The organism is Cellvibrio sp. UBA7671 (genome assembly GCA_002483145.1).
GTDB classification, from domain to species: Bacteria; Pseudomonadota; Gammaproteobacteria; order Pseudomonadales; family Cellvibrionaceae; genus Cellvibrio; species Cellvibrio fibrivorans.
In genome coordinates this window covers 510,809-532,548 of record DLHJ01000016.1, presented here as the reverse complement: position 1 = coordinate 532,548, position 21,740 = coordinate 510,809, and the positions used below count along the sequence as shown (strand labels likewise).

At 45.8% G+C, this 21,740-nt stretch carries 19 protein-coding genes and 1 tRNA gene; 16 read left to right on the top strand and 4 right to left on the bottom strand.

The window, feature by feature from the left end; genetic code table 11:
- Positions 1-14: 14 nt before the first annotated feature.
- From dnaG to B4E62_RS18075, 6 genes are all read left to right on the top strand, one after another.
- A complete protein-coding gene (gene dnaG, locus B4E62_RS18100) occupies positions 15-2,063 on the top strand; it encodes a DNA primase (protein ID WP_331353044.1) in 2,049 nt (682 codons plus the stop codon).
- 149 nt (positions 2,064-2,212) lie between these two features.
- A complete protein-coding gene (gene rpoD, locus B4E62_RS18095; RefSeq protein ID WP_310067343.1) occupies positions 2,213-4,069 on the top strand; it encodes an RNA polymerase sigma factor RpoD in 1,857 nt (618 codons plus the stop codon).
- Between the two features lie 289 nt (positions 4,070-4,358).
- Positions 4,359-5,624 carry a sialate O-acetylesterase gene (locus B4E62_RS18090; RefSeq protein WP_310067347.1) on the top strand — a complete coding sequence of 422 codons (1,266 nt, stop codon included), beginning with the start codon at positions 4,359-4,361 and terminating at the stop codon, positions 5,622-5,624.
- Positions 5,625-5,845: 221 nt separating this feature from the next.
- Positions 5,846-5,922, top strand: a tRNA-Ile gene (locus B4E62_RS18085).
- Between the two features lie 189 nt (positions 5,923-6,111).
- A complete protein-coding gene (locus tag B4E62_RS18080; RefSeq protein ID WP_331353043.1) occupies positions 6,112-7,188 on the top strand; it encodes a type II toxin-antitoxin system RnlA family toxin in 1,077 nt (358 codons plus the stop codon).
- Between the two features lie 3 nt (positions 7,189-7,191).
- Entirely contained in the window at positions 7,192-7,530 is a 339-nt protein-coding gene (locus B4E62_RS18075) for a type II toxin-antitoxin system RnlB family antitoxin (RefSeq protein ID WP_331353042.1), read from the top strand.
- 17 nt (positions 7,531-7,547) lie between these two features.
- Here the strand turns inward: B4E62_RS18075 and B4E62_RS18070 are convergent, their stop codons facing one another.
- Positions 7,548-8,585, bottom strand: a complete 1,038-nt coding sequence (locus B4E62_RS18070; protein ID WP_331353041.1) for a hypothetical protein — start codon at positions 8,583-8,585, stop codon at positions 7,548-7,550.
- Between the two features lie 308 nt (positions 8,586-8,893).
- Here B4E62_RS18070 and B4E62_RS18065 point away from each other — a divergent pair, with 308 nt between their 5' ends.
- The 5 genes from B4E62_RS18065 to B4E62_RS18045 all read left to right on the top strand — a co-directional run bounded on the left by B4E62_RS18065 (position 8,894) and on the right by B4E62_RS18045 (position 11,867).
- On the top strand, positions 8,894-9,736 hold the full coding sequence (locus tag B4E62_RS18065; RefSeq protein WP_331353040.1) for a helicase RepA family protein: 843 nt from the start codon (positions 8,894-8,896) through the stop codon (positions 9,734-9,736).
- Positions 9,723-10,664 carry a replication protein C, IncQ-type gene (repC, locus tag B4E62_RS18060; protein ID WP_331353039.1) on the top strand — a complete coding sequence of 314 codons (942 nt, stop codon included), beginning with the start codon at positions 9,723-9,725 and terminating at the stop codon, positions 10,662-10,664. Before B4E62_RS18065 ends, repC begins: the two co-directional genes overlap by 14 nt.
- 119 nt (positions 10,665-10,783) lie before the next feature.
- Positions 10,784-11,101, top strand: a complete 318-nt coding sequence (locus B4E62_RS18055; RefSeq protein ID WP_331353038.1) for a helix-turn-helix domain-containing protein — start codon at positions 10,784-10,786, stop codon at positions 11,099-11,101.
- 81 nt (positions 11,102-11,182) lie between these two features.
- The gene (locus B4E62_RS18050; RefSeq protein WP_331353037.1) at positions 11,183-11,485 is read left to right on the top strand and encodes a hypothetical protein; all 303 of its coding nucleotides are present in this window, start codon (positions 11,183-11,185) and stop codon (positions 11,483-11,485) included.
- On the top strand, positions 11,475-11,867 hold the full coding sequence (locus B4E62_RS18045; protein WP_331353036.1) for a hypothetical protein: 393 nt from the start codon (positions 11,475-11,477) through the stop codon (positions 11,865-11,867). The genes B4E62_RS18050 and B4E62_RS18045 overlap by 11 nt, the downstream gene beginning before the upstream one ends.
- 2 nt (positions 11,868-11,869) lie before the next feature.
- Here B4E62_RS18045 and B4E62_RS18040 read toward each other — a convergent pair whose 3' ends face one another.
- Positions 11,870-14,182, bottom strand: a complete 2,313-nt coding sequence (locus B4E62_RS18040; RefSeq protein WP_331353035.1) for a DotA/TraY family protein — start codon at positions 14,180-14,182, stop codon at positions 11,870-11,872.
- Positions 14,130-14,498 (bottom strand): hypothetical protein, encoded by a 369-nt coding sequence (locus B4E62_RS18035; RefSeq protein WP_331353034.1) that lies wholly within the window; start codon positions 14,496-14,498, stop codon positions 14,130-14,132. The genes B4E62_RS18040 and B4E62_RS18035 overlap by 53 nt, the downstream gene beginning before the upstream one ends.
- Positions 14,499-14,810: 312 nt before the next feature.
- On the opposite strand from B4E62_RS18035, the gene B4E62_RS18030 reads away from it, so the two are divergent.
- The 5 genes from B4E62_RS18030 to B4E62_RS18010 all read left to right on the top strand — a co-directional run bounded on the left by B4E62_RS18030 (position 14,811) and on the right by B4E62_RS18010 (position 20,117).
- Positions 14,811-16,226, top strand: coding sequence for a MobA/MobL family protein (locus B4E62_RS18030; protein WP_331353033.1), 1,416 nt, complete (start codon positions 14,811-14,813; stop codon positions 16,224-16,226).
- 15 nt (positions 16,227-16,241) lie between these two features.
- Positions 16,242-16,709, top strand: coding sequence for a hypothetical protein (locus B4E62_RS18025; RefSeq protein WP_331353032.1), 468 nt, complete (start codon positions 16,242-16,244; stop codon positions 16,707-16,709).
- Between the two features lie 9 nt (positions 16,710-16,718).
- Positions 16,719-16,913 carry a hypothetical protein gene (locus tag B4E62_RS18020; RefSeq protein ID WP_331353031.1) on the top strand — a complete coding sequence of 65 codons (195 nt, stop codon included), beginning with the start codon at positions 16,719-16,721 and terminating at the stop codon, positions 16,911-16,913.
- A gap of 320 nt (positions 16,914-17,233) precedes the next feature.
- The gene (locus B4E62_RS18015; RefSeq protein WP_331353030.1) at positions 17,234-19,438 is read left to right on the top strand and encodes a DEAD/DEAH box helicase; all 2,205 of its coding nucleotides are present in this window, start codon (positions 17,234-17,236) and stop codon (positions 19,436-19,438) included.
- A gap of 10 nt (positions 19,439-19,448) precedes the next feature.
- Positions 19,449-20,117, top strand: a complete 669-nt coding sequence (locus B4E62_RS18010; protein ID WP_331353029.1) for a DUF2290 domain-containing protein — start codon at positions 19,449-19,451, stop codon at positions 20,115-20,117.
- Between the two features lie 234 nt (positions 20,118-20,351).
- On the opposite strand, the gene B4E62_RS18005 is transcribed toward B4E62_RS18010, so the two are convergent.
- Positions 20,352-21,587: an integrase family protein gene (locus B4E62_RS18005; RefSeq protein WP_331353028.1), complete on the bottom strand. Its 1,236-nt coding sequence runs from the start codon at positions 21,585-21,587 to the stop codon at positions 20,352-20,354.
- Positions 21,588-21,740 lie beyond the last annotated feature (153 nt).

The following is a 21,740-nucleotide window of genomic DNA, read 5'->3' as shown; positions in this document are numbered from 1 at the left end:
CAGGCGACGATTTCATGGCCGGTTTAATCCCACAAAGTTTTATTGATGACATGCTCGACCGCCTCGATATAGTCGATGTGGTCGATAGTCGCGTTAAACTCAGGAAAACCGGTAAAAACTACAGCGCCTGCTGCCCTTTCCACGACGAAAAAACCCCCTCCTTCACCGTCAGCCCGGATAAACAGTTTTATTACTGCTTCGGCTGCGGCGCGAGCGGCAATGCGCTGGGCTTTGTGATGGATTACGAGCGACTCAGCTTCCCTGAAGCCGTTGAATCACTCGCTCGCCTGACCGGATTGGAAGTACCGCGCGAGGTGCAAACCGAAGCGCAGGAAAAACGTGAGCAGGAAAAACGCAGTATCTACACCCTGCTGGAAAAAGCAGATAATTTTTATCAGCAGCAATTGCGCCATCACCCCAGTAAACACCTGGCAGTAAATTATTTAAAAAATCGTGGTTTGGATGGCAAAACCGCCAAAGTCTATGGTGTCGGCTTTGCACCACCCGGTTGGGACAATTTACTCAAAAGCCTCGCGCGCAATGATGAAGACAAACACCTGCTGATCGAAGGCGGCATGCTGATTCATCAAGAGCAGGAAAAGAAACTTTACGATCGCTTCCGCCATCGCATTATGTTCCCCATCCGCGACACCCGCGGGCGCGTCATTGGTTTCGGCGGACGGGTGCTAGGTGACGACAAACCCAAATACCTCAACTCGCCCGAGACACCAGTCTTCCATAAAGGACACGAGCTTTACGGACTCTATGAGGCGCGCCTCGCCTATCGCGAGCTACCGCGATTGCTGGTGGTTGAAGGCTATATGGATGTGGTCAGCCTCGCGCAATTCGGGATCGGTTACGGCGTCGCAACCCTGGGCACCGCCTGCGGCCCAGACCATCTCGATCGCGCCTTCAAATACACTAATGAGGTGGTGTTCTGTTTTGACGGTGACAAAGCCGGACGCAGTGCCGCTCATCGAGCATTAGAAGCATCACTCGACACCATGACCGATGGCCGCACCGTGAAATTCCTGTTCCTGCCCGAAGGTGAAGATCCGGACACCCTGGTGCGCCAGATCGGCCCGGACAAATTCGAGCGCATGATCGAGCTGGCAGTGCCGTTTGAGGATTACCTATTTGATGCAGTGGCGGAGGGATTAAACATCCGCACCATGGAAGGCCGCGCCACCTTTAGCAAGCGTGCCGCGCCGCTACTGGAACGCTTACCCAAAGGTGTATTCCGCGAATTGATGTTTGAAAGCCTGGCAACTCGTACTGGGCTCAATCGCAACATCCTGCAGGAATTGATTCAGGAACAGCAAAGCAAAGGCGAGATGCAACCGCTTTTTGTAGTGCCGCCTGCACCAGCCAAACCAGAAGAAACCATACCAAAAGTTGTATTGCCGAGAAAAAATGAGCCGGAATGGGATCACCCACCGCTAGCAATTTACGAGGAGTACGGCGATTTTCCGCAAGAGCTGCCACCAACGGATTATCACGAATTTTATGAAGAGCCGCGCGCGCAACGCAAAGCCATCAATACGGCTTATCAGCCAGAATTGCAGGCGCGCGCGGCAAGCAAATATTTAATGCCGCCAGTGCGCAAAGCCCTGGCACTACTGCTCACCTATCCAACACTGGCGAACCTTGAGCACAACTATGAGGAATGGCTGGCTGATGAAACAGATCTCGACTGCCTGATGCTCGGTCGCTTGCTCAAGGTGTTGCATGAACGGCCGCACTACAACCTCTCGCATTTGATTGGTTACTGGCGCGGCATTTACGGTGCAGAAAATACCGAACGACTGGCAGCCGTTGCAGGGCACGATTTGCTACAAGCAGCAAATGCCCTAACCCAAAGCCGACAAGATAAACCGGCCAAAGCCGATTACGACACCCAAGCGGCATTTAGCGATGCCATGGAAAAACTGCGCCAACAACAAAAGCAGAAAAAAACGGCAGAATCCTTGGCAAAACTCAAAAATGCCGACTTAACTCAACTCACCAAAGAAGAGCGCGATCAGCTGGTGCGCGCCGCACTGGCCACAAAAGTGCAACCATAAACCGTAAAACTGGTCAAAACATGCACAATTTGGTGCTATCTGGCTGAAGAATATTACCTCACCACCCAATCGCCTAGAATCCACACAAACAAGTGGAGTATAATTTCGGGCTTTGCATTTCACTCATCAGGTTTTAAATAGGGTTTCGAATGTCTGAAGACGTCCAACAGCAACAGTCCCGTATTAAAGAACTGATCGCCCGCGGTAAAGAGCAAGGTTATCTGACCTATGCCGAGGTAAACGATCACCTGCCGGAAGACATCTCTGATCCGGATCAGGTCGAAGACATCATCCAGATGATCAACGACATGGGTATCCGCGTCTATGAAACAGCACCCGACGCCGACACCCTGTTAATGACCGATGGCGACTCTGCTGCGGATGAAATCGCCGCTGCCGAAGCCGCCGCCGCACTGGTTGCCGTAGAAACGGAAACCGGCCGCACCACCGACCCCGTGCGTATGTATATGCGCGAGATGGGTACGGTTGAGTTGCTGACGCGCGAAGGCGAAATTGTTATCGCCAAACGTATCGAAGAAGGTGTGCGCGAATTAATGCACGCCGTTGCCTACTGGCCAGGTGCCGTACAGCAAGTGCTCGACGAATACGCACTGGTCGCCAAAGAAGAACGCCGCCTTGCTGACGTCATTATTGGCTGGCTTGATCCGGTGGAGGACATTCCTGCAACACTTGCTGAAGTTGAAGAAATCCCTGTGGCTGTTGCTGGTGCAAAACCTGCTGGCGATGACGACGAAGAAGAAGCTGCAAGTGAAGACGAAGAAGAAGCGGTTTCCGGTGTAGATCCGGAAGAAGCGCGCGTTCGCTTTGAAGAGCTGCAAAAGCAGCAAGACAAAGTGAACAAAACCCTCGCCAAATATGGCTACGGCAGCAAGCAAGCAGAGAAAGAATTGTCCGCCTTGGGCGATCTGTTCAAATTCTTCAAATTGCCGACCAAACAATTCGACCCCATCTACACCAAAGCGCGCGAGATGCTCGACAACGTCCGCAGACAAGAGCGTCATATTATGGATCTGTGCACCCGCAGAGCCCAGATGCAACGCAAAACCTTTATCAAAGAATTTCCCGGCAACGAAACCAACGATGCCTGGTTGCCTGAATTCCTCAAAGGTAAAGTTGAGCACGCAGACAAACTCGAACGTGTATTGCCCGATGTACAAACTGCACAACAGCAACTTGCACAGATCGAAGCAGAGAGCGGCTTGAGTCTCGCCAGCATCAAAGATATCAACCGTCGCATGTCGATTGGTGAAGCGCGTGCACGTCGCGCGAAAAAAGAAATGGTTGAAGCCAACTTGCGTCTGGTTATTTCGATCGCGAAAAAATACACCAACCGCGGTTTGCAATTCCTCGATCTGATTCAGGAAGGCAACATCGGCTTGATGAAAGCAGTGGATAAATTTGAATACCGTCGCGGCTACAAATTTTCTACTTATGCAACTTGGTGGATTCGCCAAGCGATCACCCGCTCCATCGCCGATCAGGCGCGCACTATCCGTATTCCAGTGCACATGATTGAGACCATCAACAAACTCAATCGCGTATCACGTCAAATGCTGCAGGAAATGGGTCGTGAACCTACGCCGGAAGAACTCGGCGAGCGCATGGAAATGCCGGAAGACAAAGTACGTAAAGTGCTAAAAATTGCCAAAGAACCCATCTCCATGGAAACGCCAATCGGCGACGATGAAGATTCGCATCTGGGCGATTTTATCGAAGACACCACCATTATTTCTCCGGTGGAATCAGCGACAATGGAAGGCTTAATGGAAGCGACTCGCGAAGTGCTAGCAGGCCTTACTGCGCGTGAAGCCAAAGTACTGCGCATGCGTTTTGGTATCGACATGCACACCGACCACACCCTGGAAGAAGTAGGCAAACAATTTGATGTAACGCGCGAGCGTATCCGTCAGATCGAAGCCAAGGCGTTGCGCAAATTGCGCCACCCATCGCGCTCTGATCACCTGCGCAGCTTCCTGGATGATTAATAGATCATCACCCAATAAAACCCGCTTCGGCGGGTTTTATTTTATGCACTTCATTAAAACCTGATGCTCAACCAAAGTCGAGTGGCCGCCCAAAATCAGCACTCGCAAAATTTGCACTTCTCCTTTTTACAATAAAGCTTCAACTTCCTGCACCCATCAAGCATTCCTGCAATTCAATCAAGCCATTTGGCATTTCCGCGACTAGTATCCGCGCGAACTTTGAAGTTAGTGGTTCAAAAAATAACGACTACACACCCATCCCCCCCACTTAACAATGAAGGAGTTATCCATGTTCAATAAAAATAATATGCTGGGAAAATTGCTTTTCCCGATGCTGCTCTCGATGGCGGCAACTCAAGTTTCTGCCGCGCCAGATCCAAATTTTCATATTTACTTGATGTTTGGCCAATCCAACATGGAGGGCGCTGCCCCTATTGAAAACCAGGATCGCGTTACAAATCCCCGTGTAAAAGTAATGGCAGACTTAAACTGCGGCAATTTAGGTCGCACCTATGGCAACTGGTATGTCGCATCACCGCCACTCAATCGATGCTACAGCGGGCTGGGGCCTGGTGATTATTTTGGAAAAAACATGGCAGATGGCATGCCGAGTTCTGTCACCATTGGATTAGTTCCCGCTGCGGTCTCCGGTACTCCAATTGAGCTGTACCAAAAATCGGCGCCTATAGGTCGAAATAACCAAAACATTCCAACACAGTTCAACGGCGGCTATGCATGGCTACTCGACATGGCCAAAAAAGCTCAACAAGCCGGTGTCATTAAAGGCATTATTTTCCATCAGGGTGAGAGCGACACCAGCGACCCGAATTGGAAAAACCAGGTCAAAGAAATCGTTACGGATTTGCGTAGAGATCTTGGTATTGGCGATGTGCCTTTTCTCGCTGGCGAATTGCTCTATGCGGATTATGGATCTTGCTGTCACTGGCACAATGCCGAGGTTAGAAAGTTGCCCGGATTAATCAGCAATGCCCACGTGGTTTCAGCGATGGGCCTGCCGGGAATGGATGTGTATCACTTCACCACCGCGTCCTATCGCGAATTTGGCAGGCGCTATGCGCAAATCATGCTCGACAAGATTGATAGAAACAGCGTGGTCAGCTCCATCTCATCCAGCAGCGTTCGCAGTTCATCCCTCAGCTCTTCCATTCGCTCAAGCATTTCTGTTTCGTCACGGAACTCAAGTAGCGTTACAACCTCAAGAAGTGCCTCAAGCTCGTCCAGAGCGACCAGTACTGGAAAATGTGTTTACACCACCACTAATGATTGGGGCAACGGATTTACTGCGTCGATAAAAATTACCAACACCAGCGCGACTGCAATTAATGGCTGGAGTGTAAGCTGGAGCTACATTAACGCGACCCGCATAACCAACCTGTGGAATGGCGTGATGACAGGAAGTAACCCCTATACCACCACCCATATGGATTGGAATAAAACCATTCAACCCGGTCAATCGGTCGAATTCGGCTTCCAAGGCACCAAACCAAACGGAACCGCAATTACACCCGCGGTATCCGGCACCGTGTGTAATTAGAGGCTCACGCCAACAATAGCGCAAATACAAAAAAACCGCCGATTGGCGGTTTTTTTTGATCACAATTTGATAAAAATCCAACAGAATTAACCCTAGCCACATAGAGCACAACTCACTATAATGCCGCACACTGCGTTTCTGCAGTTTCCTTTGGGGCCTATAGCTCAGTTGGTTAGAGCATCCGACTCATAATCAATGGGTCAAGGGCAAAAGAGTTTCAAGGGCCTATAGCTCAGTTGGTTAGAGCATCCGACTCATAATCGGCAGGTCGCTGGTTCAAGTCCAGCTGGGCCCACCATTTTTACTATAAAATTCAATAAGTTACAAAATGTAGCTTTTGATTTGCTTCGACTCAAGGGTTCATTTCTTCGTAACCCTCACGCAAGAGCTTAATCGTAATCAATTCATACTTACTCAAGCCGCTTTCCTCGGGTTACACTGGGGTTACATAGACCAATACAAATTAAACATGACAAAGGAGCCGCCAGTGTCTGATTACAAGGAACTTAATCTGAACAGAGAGAATCTTAATTCTTATGTCCAAGCTTTCATTGAACAAAATGGGCTGACACTTGATGGAGGGCAGCTAAAGGAACAACCAAAGGGAAAACGTGCAGAATTTGGAAGAGCAGGCAGTGACTTTGCAACAGTTGATCTATATCTAAATAAAAATGGAACAACCACTATTCATTGGATGCTCGGAAAAAATCAGCCCTTGGGGCAAGAGCTTGCAAACCACCTCAAAGCAACGATTGATCCAAACGAGTTCGAGCAAGTCAATCTAGCGCTCAAGGGAATTACTTCTGGTGACATAGAATCAATCCTCAGCCAAGCTTGCGAGGCCGGTGATATTGAATGTGAAAAACTCCATGAGGATGCTCAAAAGCTTCAGGTAGCTATTTGTAATAAAGCCCATCAGGACCGACTAGTAATAACTCATCATAGAAATACCAGAACACTACAGATTCAAGGAAAACCACTTTCCTGCTATCGCCGAATTGTCTATTTGCTTTCAGAACTTTTAGATATTGGCGGCCTTGAGCAAGTAATCTGCAGGAAAGACGACGGAGTTGCCGAGATAGTTCGCAAAGAAATGGCAGAAGACTATTTAAAAAAATTCTTTTCGCGCAGCTACGAGCTACTTCCCGGATTAGTACAAAGGTTATTAATTTCAGGTTGCTGCGTTAAACTCGCGGCACCGCAACTGCCAGATTACTCTATGCTTGTATATCCTGATCTGAGAGCGCTTGAGGGTGTATTAAAAGAGGAGCTGATTGGCTACAACATGTCTGTAGCTGATGCAAAGAATGGGTTTGGAGATTTTTTTGACAAAGCACAAGAAGGTTTTAAGCTAAAAGAAGACTACTCTAATTCGGTTGCTCACGCCGGTATGGTGAAAGCATTTAATGAGGCTTATAGCTTCTTCTGCAAGCATCGGCACGGCCTCTTTCATATGGAAGAGTTCGCTGACGGCAGCAGAACAGTTGACACGTTAGAGAAAGCGATTGGGCTCTCGAAAGAAGCATATAGAGTTATTGATGGTCTACTCACTGCTAGAATGTAACTTATGATTAATAGAATTCGCATTGTGGGCAATATCGCCGTAGTGACGGCTAACGCCGAAATGAACCCATTGCGCCATTTATCTCAGCTAAGCAAAGAACTTGAATCATTAAGATTCAAGGGAAGCGTCCTGCTTGATCTACTGTCAGTAAATGGCCTCACTGACAATCGTTTTGTGAGCGTGGAATTTGATGGTCATACCTTTGATCGTAAATCATTTAGTGTGGAATCAGTTGTTGATCCATTGCTCCGAGAGGAGCAAAACTTTTTGATGAAGCAAGACCCGAGCTTTCTTAAAGACAGCGTTTTGACGCCCGCAGAATTAAGTGATTTTTTACATTAAAAGTTTTTTCAAACCCTTCAGCCTGACCACCATTTAATCACCTTGTTGAATGAACTAGGATCGATTGATTCAACAAACTTTGTTAATTCCGCCGAAGATATTCCAGCCTTCCTCATGTGGTTGTCGAACAACGATTCCAATAAGCCAATTCTCGATTTTAATTGCTCTGTTTCAACAGGAAGCCCAGAAAATCGATTGTAAAAAACCTCTTTTATCAATTCCGATTTTTTTACATTCCACTCTGTACCTCCGCATAGAAAAAGCTGATATACCAACCGATACAAATCCACAACCAAGCCACCAGTTTGAAATTCAGTGGGATTGCGATGCAGCATTAAAATGTAGGCAGCAATGACACCACTGATAAAATCCAACAGCAACGTTTGCGCAAGATCAGCCGGAAGCACGGTTTTGTTATTTGGCTTTATCAGATACATCAGCACTGCACATAAAGGACTTACAGTGTCGTATGGACTAATTCGATCAGTGATATATGGATAAGCCACAACCCTCCTACCCGCTAAATTCGCATAGCGGCTTGGTTTTCGCTGAACGAGTGAACCGAGGGCCTTACCACCTCTATAGGATGAAAACTTTGGTTTATCCAGGTTAGGAATTTTTGGGATTAAATCTCGCACAGCAGCGTTAACCTTCGCCAATATTGCTTCAGCTTCCGCTAGAGTCTCGTGATTATTTGGTGCATTGGATAGACTTATTAAATCCAGCGCTACCATCAAAGTTTGCTCTGGATCGTCAATACCTCGCCCACCCCACTTACTCCCAATCCGTTCGGAAAATAGGCCATCAATAAGCTTACGGGTGGTTAGATTTGGAAGAGCCTCACCATTCCGCCACCTGAAAAATGGTCGCCTTGGTAAAACAAAAGTCTTTTGGTGGCGCTCAATAAAATGGTTTAGATGTTCGAAGCGATCAAATCTTTCTCCATCATCAACTGGCTTTACTTCTAGGCACTTGCGCTCAAGCTCGCGAATCAACATGCGAGCACGCAAAGGATTTGCAGCAAATGCCGATATTGACTTGGCTTGCTCTCTCATCAATTAAAGTGCCTTTTCATAATTATAAAAAGACACTTTAAAGTCACTCGCGCATAGAGTCAATCATCCATCATCACACCACACTATTTCATGACATATGGAGTAACGATGGATACTCACCAATCAGAGCGATATCTCACCTACGAACAAGCTGCATCACTGCTCTGCATGACAACAGGCGGGCTCCGAAACCGGCACTGCAGAGGGGAGCCAATGCCACCCTCGGTGAAAATTGGCCGGAGAAGATTATTCCCCGAATCGACCTTCCATTCCTGGCTAAAAGAGCAAAGAAGCAACGGAGGCCTCCTGTGACCTCACTGCTTGGAAATGCTCTGGATATTGGAAAAGCGTTCGATTTTGAACCCGAACCTGTCGATTATGTTCTGCCAAATATGGTGGCAGGCACAGTTGGTGCGCTGGTATCCCCGGGTGGTGCCGGAAAATCCATGCTGGCTCTACAGCTGTCCCTGCAAATTGCGGGCGGGCCAGACCTACTAGAAATAGGAGAGCTCATACAAGGCACGGTAACTTACCTGCCCGCCGAAGATCCTCTTATCGCTATTCATCATCGTTTGCATGCAATGGGTAAACATATGAGCGAAGACCAAAAGCAGCTCATCGCTAGCAAGCTTGCGGTATTCCCATTGATCGGTGTATTGCCAAACATCATGGGGTCACAATGGCGTAGTGAGCTTCTCAAGGCCGCCCAAGGATGCCGCCTGATGGTTCTCGATACGCTGAGGCGCTTCCACGTTGAAGAGGAAAACGCTAGTGGCCCCATGAGCCAGGTAGTGGGCGCGATGGAATCCATTGCAGCAGACACCGGCTGCTCCATTATTTTTTTACATCATGCCAGCAAGGGTGCAGCAATGTCCGGCTCAGGGGACTTGCAACAAGCCAGCCGCGGCTCGTCAGTGCTGGTCGATAACGTCCGCTGGCAAGCCTACCTTGCGGGTATGACCCAAGCGGAGGCAGAGACTTGGGGTGTCGATGAATCCCAACGTGCATACTTCGTCCGATTTGGTATCTCTAAGGCCAACTATGGCGCCCCTTTCAAAGAACGCTGGTTTCGCAAACACGAAGGCGGAATATTAAAGCCAGCAATCCTTGAGCCCACAAAAACAAGAGGGGCTCGCCGTGACGAAGTTTGATTTAACTCACGCCCGGCATGACCCAGCCCACTGTCTCGCACCTGGGCTATTTCGTAGCTTAAAACGGGGTGAGCGAAAAACCAGCAAGCTCGATGTGGTCTATGAATTTGGTCAAGGCCAAAAAATTGAATTCAGTGGCCCAGAACCATTAGGTGCGGACGATTTGCGCATTCTGCAGGGGTTAGTTGCTATGGCAGGCCCTGCTGGTCTAGTGCTGTCGCCAGATCCAAAAACTGAAGTTGGACTACAGCTTCGGATGTTTATGGAGCCAAAGTGGGATGCAATCCAGCAAGATGCCATGGTGGTGAAAGGTAGTTATCGAGCACTGGCAAGAGAAATTGGCTATGCCAATATCGAGGACACTAAGCCGATTCGGGACTGTATAGAACGATTGTGGAAGGTTTCGATAATTGCGCTATCAGGCGGAAAACGTCGCGGCTTTCGATTATTGGCCGAGTACGCCAGCGATGATGTGGCAGGAAAATTATTTGTTGCGTTGAATCCAATGATTGCCCAAGCCGTTATGGGTGGACAGCACATCCGCATCGATCTTTGGGAAGTCCGCTCACTCAAAAGTGACTCAGCCCGCCTAATTCATCAGCGCCTGTGCGGCTGGATAGATCACGGCAAATCCCGCCGTATCGAGCTGGATACACTGTGCTCTTATGTCTGGCCAGAACCAGCCAATAGCAGCACCATGCGTAAGCGGCGGCAACGTGCTAGAGACTGCTTACCAGAACTATCCCGCATCGGGTGGCTGGTGACCGAATATGCCCAAGGAAAATTCGAGATCACAAGACCAACCCACGATAACGGTCACAAAGCCCCCGATAACTGTCACGAATCCCCCCGGCAACTGTCACGCCCTAACCACCCAGATCGCAGCATTCGCGCAGCTTTGGGAGGGAATGGAGAAACTCATCCATGATTATCCAAATAATCCACTAGGCGCGGCAAATTTGCCGTGTCGGCATAGCCTTACCACGAGCCAGAAAAAGAAAATTTAGTGGCAAAAAAACTCAATAAATTACCTATAGGAGAAACGTTATGACTACAAATGACTTGGAATATTCAAATCAGGAAGTCCCAGCCCGCAGCTTCAGCAGAGTACTGTCACTTATTGTTGCAATTGAAAAAATCGAGAAGCCAGACCTAAAAAAGCTCACCACCGATACAGGAATTCCCGAGCGATCAATTCACGCTATGTTGGATAAGCTACATCGAGAATATTTCATGGTAATTGAACGGGTACAGGGCCGTCGCCATGGATACTACCGAATCAGCGATTGGGGCGCGCTCAACAAAGAACGAGTCATGCTGCAAGCAGCCCCCTCGAATACGGATGAGATGGACGAAAAGGAGTGACTTCCAGTCAATTTGACAGTGCCAGATGTTCTTGTACGTTACCCATTCAAACAATTGTTTATCGTTCGATGAGAGACAGAAATGAATCAAAATAATCTGATGCAACTGCGAAAAAAGAGATACAACGATTTTTGCCGTTTTATGAAAAACAAAGGTTATACGAATCCAGCGGCAATAAAGCGCTTTCAAGCCTCCATGGTAATTAGTGGTCTCACATATGTGGTGGCCCTGACAATCGCTTACATGTTAGCCCTTACGGTAATTCCAAACTACGAGACTCTGGCAAAAGTAACGCTCATCGCGTTTGCATTTTGGGTGCTCGCTTCGAAATGGGTCAGCTTCCGCTGGGCAAAAGCATTCCAGGAGAATAATTATGTCGAATAGTGACTGGGGTATGCGAACTAGTGAGATGATCCGCTGGGCTAATAAACTTGAATCAGGCTGGGACTTAAATGTTTGGAAAAGCCTTTTTCTCAGCGGCGGGCTAATAGCGCTCTGGCTTTTATTTATATCGCTGGCCCTGATTGGATTCATTAGTCCTCTCAGACGACGCTGGACGACCTTCAGTGGAGTAACAGTCACACCGATGCACAGCTTAACCAGTTTTGTTATTTCAGCACTGGTATTTTCGCTCACGCATGCTGCAATTTTTGGTGAGGGATTAATTGCTTATTGGATCAACACAACGCTCCCACCGGAGGTGGTGGAAGCGTTGGCTTCAAAATCATTCAAATACCTTTCATTGGTGGGTTGGTTTTTTTCTTAAGGTTAATTGGAAGTAGAAAGCATTTTACCTATTTTGCTCATTCCACCTTTTGCAGCGTTAGCCACTTTGCCAAAACCTCCCCCCATTTTTTGCCCAACACTGGAGGCCGCAGAAGAGGCATCCTGCCGCATGGAACGCTCGCCGTTACTAACCACCTTAGCGGCACCACCGACAAAGATATTGCGACTTTGCTGTTCCTGATTGCTCTCACCAAGATTTTCAGCACCGCCCCCTATGTATCTTAAAACTTTGTCTGGAACCTCATGAATCAATCCAAAACACCTATGCGCAATTTGAATCATCACAGCCACAAAAATAGCAAGCATAGCGATGAGGGAAACAACTCCGGATAAGGAATCGCCGATCATGGAAGACATCGCTGGAATAAACAGAATAGCGACAACCCTCCCCATCACAATGATCAGAACCATTGCAGCAAAAAATCCGAACAGCATCAAAATCGGCCGCAGGAAAAGCGATAAAAGCACCATATAGCCAGCAAGCGCTCGCTGCCCTACAAACCCCTGCCCTTCGGGCATTGCATGAGAAACTGCCCAAATAGGCGCGGCGATCACAGCCTCAATTACAAGCACAAACCAACCAGCAATACCCATAATCCATAAAATTATTGGTGTGGCGGGGAGATAAAAGGCCAGCATCAAAGCCAGCGGCAAAAGCAATAACGCAGCAAACAAAAATAATTTGCTGGCCTCCTCCAAGAGGAACAATATCGGGGATGTCACTGTTCTTGCTCCTCCAGCCAAACCGCCTACGCCTTCGGCTACATCATCCGCTGTTCGAGCTGCCCCCCTGGCAGGAAGCGCCGCAAAATATGCAACCTCAAACCCGGTAATGATCGAATGACCTATATTAGCCATACCCGACAATGGATCAGGATCGGCCAGAGCAATATCTAATGCCCGCTGGATTGTATACAGCACTATTTTTAATCCGCTGTTGTCATCCGCATAGCTGCTGCGCTCCAAAGCAGTAACTATATTCCCATTGGAGTCAGGGACATTCATATTGACGCGATAGTTACTCAATGTGTTTATGAAGTTTTGGTAATCACTATTATCCATCACATCAGATGTCGGCCCCGTCAATTCCGGTTTTACCGACACCATCTTTTGAGTTTCCGCATTAATTCTCTGAAAATCCCAATACCAAGCTCCTGCAGTAAGCCATCCTGCGTCACGTGCCCCTAAAGTCGTTAGTGCTGTATCCGGATTCCCGCCATCCCATTTATTCAAGCGTGTAGTAGCAATAGCCGACATCGCGTCGTTTACTGCTTTCATGTAAGCAGCTTTGTATATCTGTACGGAATTATTGAATGCGAGCGGGTCTGGATCTGGAGCATTATTGTCAACAGTTTTAAGCACAATTGCGCGAGCAAGCGGATCAAGACCCTCATCCAAATCTGCATGGGCAGAAATGATATCTACCTGAAAATTACGCACGTCGTTTTCTATATTCATGCTCTCATCGATTTCAGAAAATTTCAGCTCGATGGAGCCACAAGGATTTGATCCGTAGTTTCGCGGAATTCCGCTGGGGAAACCCGAGAGAAATGCCGCACCATACGCAACACCTGCACCAGCCAAACCATAGCGACTGTCATAGCGCTGCATGACACGATGCTGAACAGGCATTTTCAATTCTTCAGCAACAGCCGATTGTTTGATATTAGTCACCTGATTGTTATCAACAATTTCAATCGGTTTTTCCTCGATATTGGCATGCCTATCCGCTGTATTAATGCCATGCATACATACTCTAGACTCAAGGATCTGTGCGGCGATTTTTTCAAAATCCGTTGAAACTTGGGGCGGATATAAAGTGCCTGACGCACCCATATAATCCAGCGTTTTATTCCACCCTGAATTCGCCAGCCCAATACCATGCCCCGCCACCCATATAACACCAATTTGCATACTCGAATATCCACCAGCAAATGGAAGCACAAGCGCGAGTGCAAACACCATTCTCAACGGAATCCACATGGTACTGTAAGCTTTACCTAAAGGATTCCCCTCATGAGCTGAATTGAGAATACCGGTCAGAAATGTATAGCCGATAATCAACCCCGTAAATATCAACATTCCCGCATTCAAAACTTCTGAGAGAGCGCCAATTATGGAGTCCGGACTGGAAGGCCCAGTACCTCCATTTATCACGTCCACCACACTGCCGAAAATATAACGCAGATACTCCACGCTTTTATCAGTCGAGCTTACCTCAGTAATCGAGGCAAAAATAACATTAGACTGAAGTGCTAGCAGTATGAACGCCACTATCTGAATCATCTTTTTCATATACACTCCAGCCTCTGCCAGTTAAAAATTGGATATCCGATTTCTTCCGCACATTACGATCAATCACTTTTTTGATAACGTCCCTGAATGATGGATTTTTCGACATCTCATTTAGAATCGCTCCACCAACAATAAACACCTCATGGTTACGATTTTTCTTTTCCTTTGCAGATTCCTGTTGCGCAAAGCCTTTTGCTTTAGCCACAAACTGTTCTACAGATTTTTTGAAATCTATCGCCTCCTTATCCCCACCATCTGCCTTTTCACAAATAACTTTCCATTCCTTGCCCGTTATAAAAGACGGCTTTGCATGCATATTTCACCTCCACTGAATTTTAATTACACCAATCCAGTTTTATTGGTTAGCACATGCCACACAAGAAAAAAGTGTACTTTTCTAAACTTTTATTTTGCCAATAAATGATTTTGAAAATATTTTCTACGGAGCACGGAAAAATATTTTTCCTACGCGCAACCTGACTGCACGTAGAAAATAGAGTTTGGATATTTGAACGTAGTTATGGCCTGGCACGCACAAGGCCCTCTGCCGAATGAAGAGCGCATATACGACTCACAAGTGAGTCATGCGTTTTCGCTACGCGAAAAGTGAAAATCAAGAGCCATTCATATGTCAATTTTTTATTGTCAAACTGAAAACATGTCGCGCTCAAAAGGCGACACTGCAACCGCGGCAGCGGCATACAGAGCCGGACAAACTATTGTTGATGAAAGAACCGGCAAAATAAATCGTTTTAGGCGGTACGGAGTTTTAGAAACCTTTCTTTTTAACAATGCAGGACTCTCTCGATCTGAGCTATGGAATTTAGCTGAGAAGTCAGAAAAAGCATCTAACGCAAGAGTAGCCAGAGAATGGCAACTTGCACTTCCGCACGAATTAATGAGAGATGCACATCAGCGAATAATTAGTGAATTTTCTACCCATTTAATCACCGAGTACGGTGCAGCTATAGACGTTTGCGTCCACGCTCCAGGCAAGAAAGGCGACCACAGAAATATTCATGCTCACCTTTTAATGACAACAAGATCAATGCAAGCCGATGGAACACTTTCAGAAGGAAAAATAAAACTAAATTGGAGCGATGACCGCTTAAGAAAAAATGGCTTGCCTACAGGAAGCCAACAAATATCAAAAATCAGGAAAACATGGGCGGATATTGTCAATGAAGAATTAAAAAAAGCAGGCCTTGACATCCGCATCAGTGAGCTATCCCTAAAAGAGCAAGGGATAACCCATAAAATCCCTCAAATTCACGTTGGAAAAATTCACACACAGTTGGCTCGCATGGGGTACATCGATCGTGCAACTCGCTGGCAGGCCAATGAGTTAATTAAACAAGCAAACAACATTATCAATATAGGTTTAACCCACCAAGACGTTAGGAGTCTGAAAATGAAAAAAGCAGCAATTAACACTGAACTTTTACCTCATCACGGCGGAGTTGCAAGCTCCCAAGAAGAGGCCGAAAAAGCGCAGAACTTACCAATTAAAAAACTTCAAAAGCAAGAGCTGGCGGAGTATTGGAAACCCGTTGAAATTGATCCGAATAAGGGTCGTGTAATTAACATGTTTCGAGCCGACGACGCAGGCATATATCGCTGGGGAGCAGGCAAATTAAAGGGCGAAGAAGCATTTAGAGATACAGGTAAAGCTATCTATTCCCAATCAATAAGTGAGTGGGCGCTGGCTGCCGAACTTGAGCTTGCGCAAGGAAAGCTCCGTAAGGGTGAGTGGAAAGAAATTCGAGCCTTCGGTGATGACGAATATCGCCGCCGAATTTGGGCGCAAGGGCAAATGATGGGCATAGAGGTGCAGGGCTATAAACCCACCCCAGAAGAACTGGAAAAATACAAACCAAAGCTGCCCCAAAATGGCTTGGCTTCTGACATTAAATCAGCTCCAGAAAAGCTGGATAAAGCACACGAGGAAACCAACCGATTTGATAACGCCAATGACTTTCAAAGTGATAATGACGAGCAGCAAACTCGCCGCAATTTCGACAATTCAAAATCTCCAAATATCTAATTGAGCCCACCTATTATGAAAGCAATAGATTTGAAAAAAATCACCCAGGAAGAAAGGCTCCAAGAGGTACATGCAAAAGTAGATGAGCTTCAAAAGAGACTGGGCCGAGAACTACAAGTCATAATTTATTCCTCGACACACTACCCGGAGGATGTGTTTGATGATATTGCAACAAGCATGCGCCTTTCTGTTATCAGTTTTAGCACGGGCGACAACCAAAAGGAGAAATATGCGGTAAGAATCACAGTCTCAAAAGTTGGAGAAATTCCATTTGCCTTAAGCTGTGGAGAAATCTACACGGCAGGAGGAACACCAAGCGAGGAAGCTGCACTGTGCGAGCAGACACAAGCGGCTCTAGCTCTTGCCGCTGTAGTAACCAAATCCCTTGACTCAGATCAACTGTACGGATTCCTTAATGCAGCCAGGAATAAGGGAAAGATCAATGACGACCAATTTCTACTGGTAAGCAGCCACTTTTTATGAGGAACAGTCATGACCAACTTGAAAGCCAATGTCGATCAGATGGATCTGCAAGCCTGGAGAGACAACCGTGAAGCACTGGAGATAGAGCGCTCCCTGAAGGATTGCGATCAAAATGCCGCAAAACGCATTAATACCGAAAACAGCACCAATAATAGCGCTCCAGACGATCTGGCTAGCTATTTTGATGTCGAAAACCGCAATTAAGCCTATCTGGCCGAAAACCCGCTAATACTTAGTGCGGTTTTCGGCTTTAACTCACTAACAAGAACCTACACAAACCAATCAATTGCCACTCAATGTGCGCCCTTGTACTATTCCAACCTACGCATGCCATTTACACATATAACACTGACCTGCAGGTCAAAAAACAACCAAAATAAAGCTATATACTTTTGAAAAGTAAATTAAAAAGGATTTATCAAATGACAGCAACAAAGGGAGTAACGGCCTTAAAAGACAAAGCATTCTGGTGCTTTAAAGACGATAAATTAACCAGCACCATACAAAAATCAGGAGTCTGAACAATGACATCATCCTTTCAGTTTTTATCAGGCTCCCTTGCTCTCGAGAACCGTCCTTTTCATTTTAATATTGCAAACATAGTCCAAACTTCCTTTTCACAATGCTCAGGCTATATCGCATATAAACTCACTACTCTTGGTCGAGCATCCGATGAAGACGTCCCATCCTTTATAATTGTTACCAAAGAGCATGGAGTTATTCTGCTGGACATTGTAGAGGATGAAATTACTGAGGCCTTGGAACAAGATGGGAGCGAGCTCTGGAAGTCAGGTGATGGCCAATTAAGGATCGCAAGAAGCTTTGTGGTAGATTTGTATTCGGATGAAGTTATAAGCCGACTCAAAAATGACATCAGCCTTTACAACAGAAAAACAAAATCTGTCAAAGTCCCCATTATTAGTGCACTGGTTTTTTGCAAGAATAACAAACAAGATATAGCTGACCTGACAGAGGAGTATCAAGAGTCTATAACGTCTATAAGCGCTGAAGACCTCCAAGCTTGGCTCAACACGCTTCCCATGGGATACAACTGCTCAGATTCCGAATTAGGAAAAATATATTCTTTACTGGAAGGCACATTTATTTATGAGAGCAAGCAGGGATTTGCTGAGCAAGAGAGCCTTGTTACTGTAAATGATTATATCCAGAAATCTTTGAAGTCAACATTTAAACAAGATGACGCCCAACGTCTGGCATCTCTGCAACTACCACCAGGCCCCCAACGGATAAGAGGACTCGCAGGCACCGGAAAAACCATCGTTCTATGCCTGAAAGCTGCAATTACTCATAAAAGATTTAGTAACTACAAAATATTGTATTTATTCAATACACAGAGCTTATACCATCACGTTCAAAACCTTATTTCAAAGTACTACACACTAGAAGCAAAAAGAGCCCCGGATTTTGAAAACTCCTTACATGTACTGCATGCTTGGGGAGGAAAACAGAAACCAGGGCTGTACTCTCAGCTATGTAATAAATATGGTTTATTGCCATTAACCTTGTCCGATGCAAGAGGAAAAGGCGATGCCCTCGAATATGTTTATAAGGATCTCCTCCAAAAAGTTGGAGATAGAATCGAGCCAGAATATGACCTTATTTTAATAGATGAAGCACAAGACTTCCCTGACGAAGTGTTTCAAGTGGTTTTTAAACTTGCGAAAGGAACTGGAGTAGAAAAAAGAATTATCTGGGCTTACGACGAGTTTCAATCACTTCGAAATAGTGAAATTAAAGAGCCTGAGGATTTATTTGGAAAAAATGCAGCCGGTGAGCCAAATATACCCAACAGCGCCCTAGATGGGAAATACGAAGGAAACATTCCTAAAGATTTCGTACTTCCAAACTGCTATAGAACACCCCGCCCCGTGTTACTTACTGCTCATGGAGTTGCTATGAGCATTTATACATCGAATCCGACAACACCCTTCGCATACAAAAATGATTGGAATGCAATTGGCTATAGAATTCATGAACCGCAGTCGTTGATATTCTCTAAAGGCGATCAAGTTAAAGTTGAGCGACCAGATGAAAACAGCAAAAACTTGTTAGAGACGATATTAAATGAAAATCAAAAAAACCCTCGAAATTTAATACAAGCAAAAACATGTGTTGACCAAGCCGACCAGCTTTCTTACATCAGAGAAAAGGTTCATGAACTAATATTTCAACAGGGTGTATCACCTGAAGAAATTATTATAGTCAATCTACACCCAGGTAATAATAAAGAATCAATGCTGGCCATACAAAGAGCTCTGGCTGAAAGAAATATTCAATCTGTTTTGCCAGGCTACGTTGAAAGCGCAGATGTATTCAAACCCAAAGGCTTTGTTACTATAACAACTCCATATCGAGCAAAGGGAAATGAAGCCAATATTGTATTTGTCCTAAATGCTCAAAATGTTGTTAATGACTTCACTCTACGCATGAGAAACGCTTTTTTTGTCGCCGTCACAAGATCTAGAGGCTGGTGCTACATTTCTGGGATTGGTCCAAACATGTCTCACTTAGAAGCAGAAATTAACGCTATAAAGAATGATTTTCCATTTTTTAATTTCGAGTTTCCTGATCCTGATTCAATAAGAAGAAGCAAGAGTTTTCTCAAAAAGACAGATAAAGAACTTGATCAGATACAAAATATGCTTGCGCTTTTAAAGAGCGATCCAGAGCTTAGGCAACTGCTCATAGATCACTCAAAAGACAATTGATGGTGGCCACATGAAATATGCAATGGCCGCACAAGGGATACATAATGTTAAGGAATTTCTGCGTCCAGCTACGCAAGTTGACTGCATATCTCTTCAACAAGCAAACAGAACTATAACGTGGAATGGACGAAAACCCGGCATTCATAAAAATGTCTACTACCCATTGGAATACCAATATCTTATTGACCATCATCAATACTCACTGCTGTTAGCAGATGGGTCATTCTTTCAATTCTATTATGAATTTACGGAGGATGACTGCTTAGCTAAAGCTAGGTTAGCTTATTATCCAAAGCCTATCTCTACGAGCGACTCTCTGGACTCTCTGATCGATGCCGCAGATGATGCACTGGAGAGAGAAGATGAAGCTCTTTATGATCATATTTTCAATTGGGTTGAACTATTGGAAGTAAAAAAACAATCGCCATCAAACACGTCACATATCAGATTTGACTATGACAATGAAGTTACAGCCCATTCACCATCCCACATACAATTTAGTGGTGTTCAAGAATTTAGAGTTTCAGCTGAGTTTTATCCACTTCCATTAATTTTTATTGAACTTTGCCTGCCAATGCTGCCCATTGAGCATGGTATAGATGTTGGCGCTCTCAACTTTGCCAGTCGAAACAAGCACGCAATAGAGCGACCAACAACCTCTATTTTTCTTACAGGCTGAAATTAAAAACCATGAGCTTCGTCTGGTACGAATGGATTTACTCGCCTACTGGTTGATAATAGCTTCGTTAACAATACTTGACTCGGCTAAATTTTCCAGGACGGGGAAATTAAAACTTTTTGGAAGAGACAGTAACTGCTCATCAACCACATAATTATATTTAAGCCTTTCACATGGAGAGGCTGCATCATAAACCGCCTGTGTCACGAAGAATCGAGGGATGTATAACATTGGCTACATGGCTCCTCTGGCTGCACCAGTAATTTGAACAACATTCGAGTTAAACATACCTTGGAAAAGACAGCTTTGGATCTTATCCGCAGACAGCCTCAATGTTTCCGCAGTCAAAACAATATATCCAGCAGTCACATCATCTCGCCCTGTAGAGTGATTCATCAAGCGCTTGAGCTTATAACTTCCAACATCCAGATGTTCTGCCGTGGTAGCAAAAGTCCGCCTTAGATCATGAAAGTCACAATGGGTGGCAGATAAAGCCTTGACCTTGGCCACAACTTTTTTTGGTTCCCGCACCTGGCCATATTCATTATCAGCAGCAAATACAAACTCCGAGCTAATTCGACCCTTCTGCAGCTTAAATAACTGGTCGATGTTTTTAGTGATTGGCAGCTCTAGGGGCAACCCGTTTTTTGTGTCATAAACAGTGAAGATCGCAGATCGCAGGTCCACATCCCCCCACTTCAATCCAAATATCTCGCCACGCCGAAGCCCTGTTAACAAGGCGAACAACATAGCATCACAAATAGATTGGCCAGTTGGTGTCTCTTGATCACGAACCTCCTGTAAGGCTCGATAAAAGACCGAAAGCTCTCCGGGGCGCAAATGTGTTTGCCTACGCCGAACATTGTTCCATTGCTTACGGTGAGACAATATCTCGACTGGGTTTTCAGGAAAAATTGAAGAGCCATCCTGACGACAATACTCATATTTTGCGAAGTTAAATATTGCCCGCAATACCCGCATGGTCAAATCAGCCTGAGCTTCCGAAGCGATACCAGCATGCAGATCAACAATTACACGGCGATCAATCTCGCTCAGCGGCTTTGAGATGAGCTTGCGCAGATGATTTCTTAATACTCCCTCGTACCCCCTGAGAGTGGTTACGCGGAGCTTACGGGAGCGCTTGTAAGCCTCAAAGGTTTCGCCAAGTGTTACAGCTGACATTGCGTCAACACGCCGCTGCTCGTTCGGGTTAACCCCATCACTCAAATCAGCCAAATGTTTTAGTGCCAGCGTGCGAGCTCTCACCGGTGACAATCCCGGATATTTACCAAGGGTAATACGCACAGGACTACCACCCGATACACGCTTAAAAACAGAAAAGCTTTTAACTCCGCTGGAAGTGACCCGCAAGCGCAACTCAGGCAGCTTTTCATCACGATATTCAATCCTGGATTCAGGTAGTGGCAGGTCTTCTATGGCTTGTTTGGTGAAATTGAATTGTCGTTCCACATGCGCTCCGGGGTTACACTGGGGTTACATCACAATAAGATTTCATATTACATAGGGTGATCTTTATGTATATAAAATTGTTTAGAAACAGTAACTTAGTTACCTATTGTGATATTGTGTGATACCGGATTATATGTTTAACGAAGACTCATA

Bases quoted from the DNA above. Each gene is read 5' to 3' on its own strand.
- dnaG (WP_331353044.1), top strand. From the start codon at position 15: ATGGCCGGTTTAATCCCACAAAGTTTTATTGATGACATGCTCGACCGC.
- rpoD (WP_310067343.1), top strand. From the start codon at position 2,213: ATGTCTGAAGACGTCCAACAGCAACAGTCCCGTATTAAAGAACTGATC.
- B4E62_RS18090 (WP_310067347.1), top strand. From the start codon at position 4,359: ATGTTCAATAAAAATAATATGCTGGGAAAATTGCTTTTCCCGATGCTG.
- B4E62_RS18075 (WP_331353042.1), top strand. From the start codon at position 7,192: ATGATTAATAGAATTCGCATTGTGGGCAATATCGCCGTAGTGACGGCT.
- B4E62_RS18070 (WP_331353041.1), bottom strand. From the start codon at position 8,585: ATGAGAGAGCAAGCCAAGTCAATATCGGCATTTGCTGCAAATCCTTTG.
- B4E62_RS18055 (WP_331353038.1), top strand. From the start codon at position 10,784: ATGACTACAAATGACTTGGAATATTCAAATCAGGAAGTCCCAGCCCGC.
- B4E62_RS18050 (WP_331353037.1), top strand. From the start codon at position 11,183: ATGAATCAAAATAATCTGATGCAACTGCGAAAAAAGAGATACAACGAT.
- B4E62_RS18045 (WP_331353036.1), top strand. From the start codon at position 11,475: ATGTCGAATAGTGACTGGGGTATGCGAACTAGTGAGATGATCCGCTGG.
- B4E62_RS18040 (WP_331353035.1), bottom strand. From the start codon at position 14,182: ATGAAAAAGATGATTCAGATAGTGGCGTTCATACTGCTAGCACTTCAG.
- B4E62_RS18035 (WP_331353034.1), bottom strand. From the start codon at position 14,498: ATGCATGCAAAGCCGTCTTTTATAACGGGCAAGGAATGGAAAGTTATT.
- B4E62_RS18030 (WP_331353033.1), top strand. From the start codon at position 14,811: ATGTCAATTTTTTATTGTCAAACTGAAAACATGTCGCGCTCAAAAGGC.
- B4E62_RS18025 (WP_331353032.1), top strand. From the start codon at position 16,242: ATGAAAGCAATAGATTTGAAAAAAATCACCCAGGAAGAAAGGCTCCAA.
- B4E62_RS18020 (WP_331353031.1), top strand. From the start codon at position 16,719: ATGACCAACTTGAAAGCCAATGTCGATCAGATGGATCTGCAAGCCTGG.
- B4E62_RS18015 (WP_331353030.1), top strand. From the start codon at position 17,234: ATGACATCATCCTTTCAGTTTTTATCAGGCTCCCTTGCTCTCGAGAAC.
- B4E62_RS18010 (WP_331353029.1), top strand. From the start codon at position 19,449: ATGAAATATGCAATGGCCGCACAAGGGATACATAATGTTAAGGAATTT.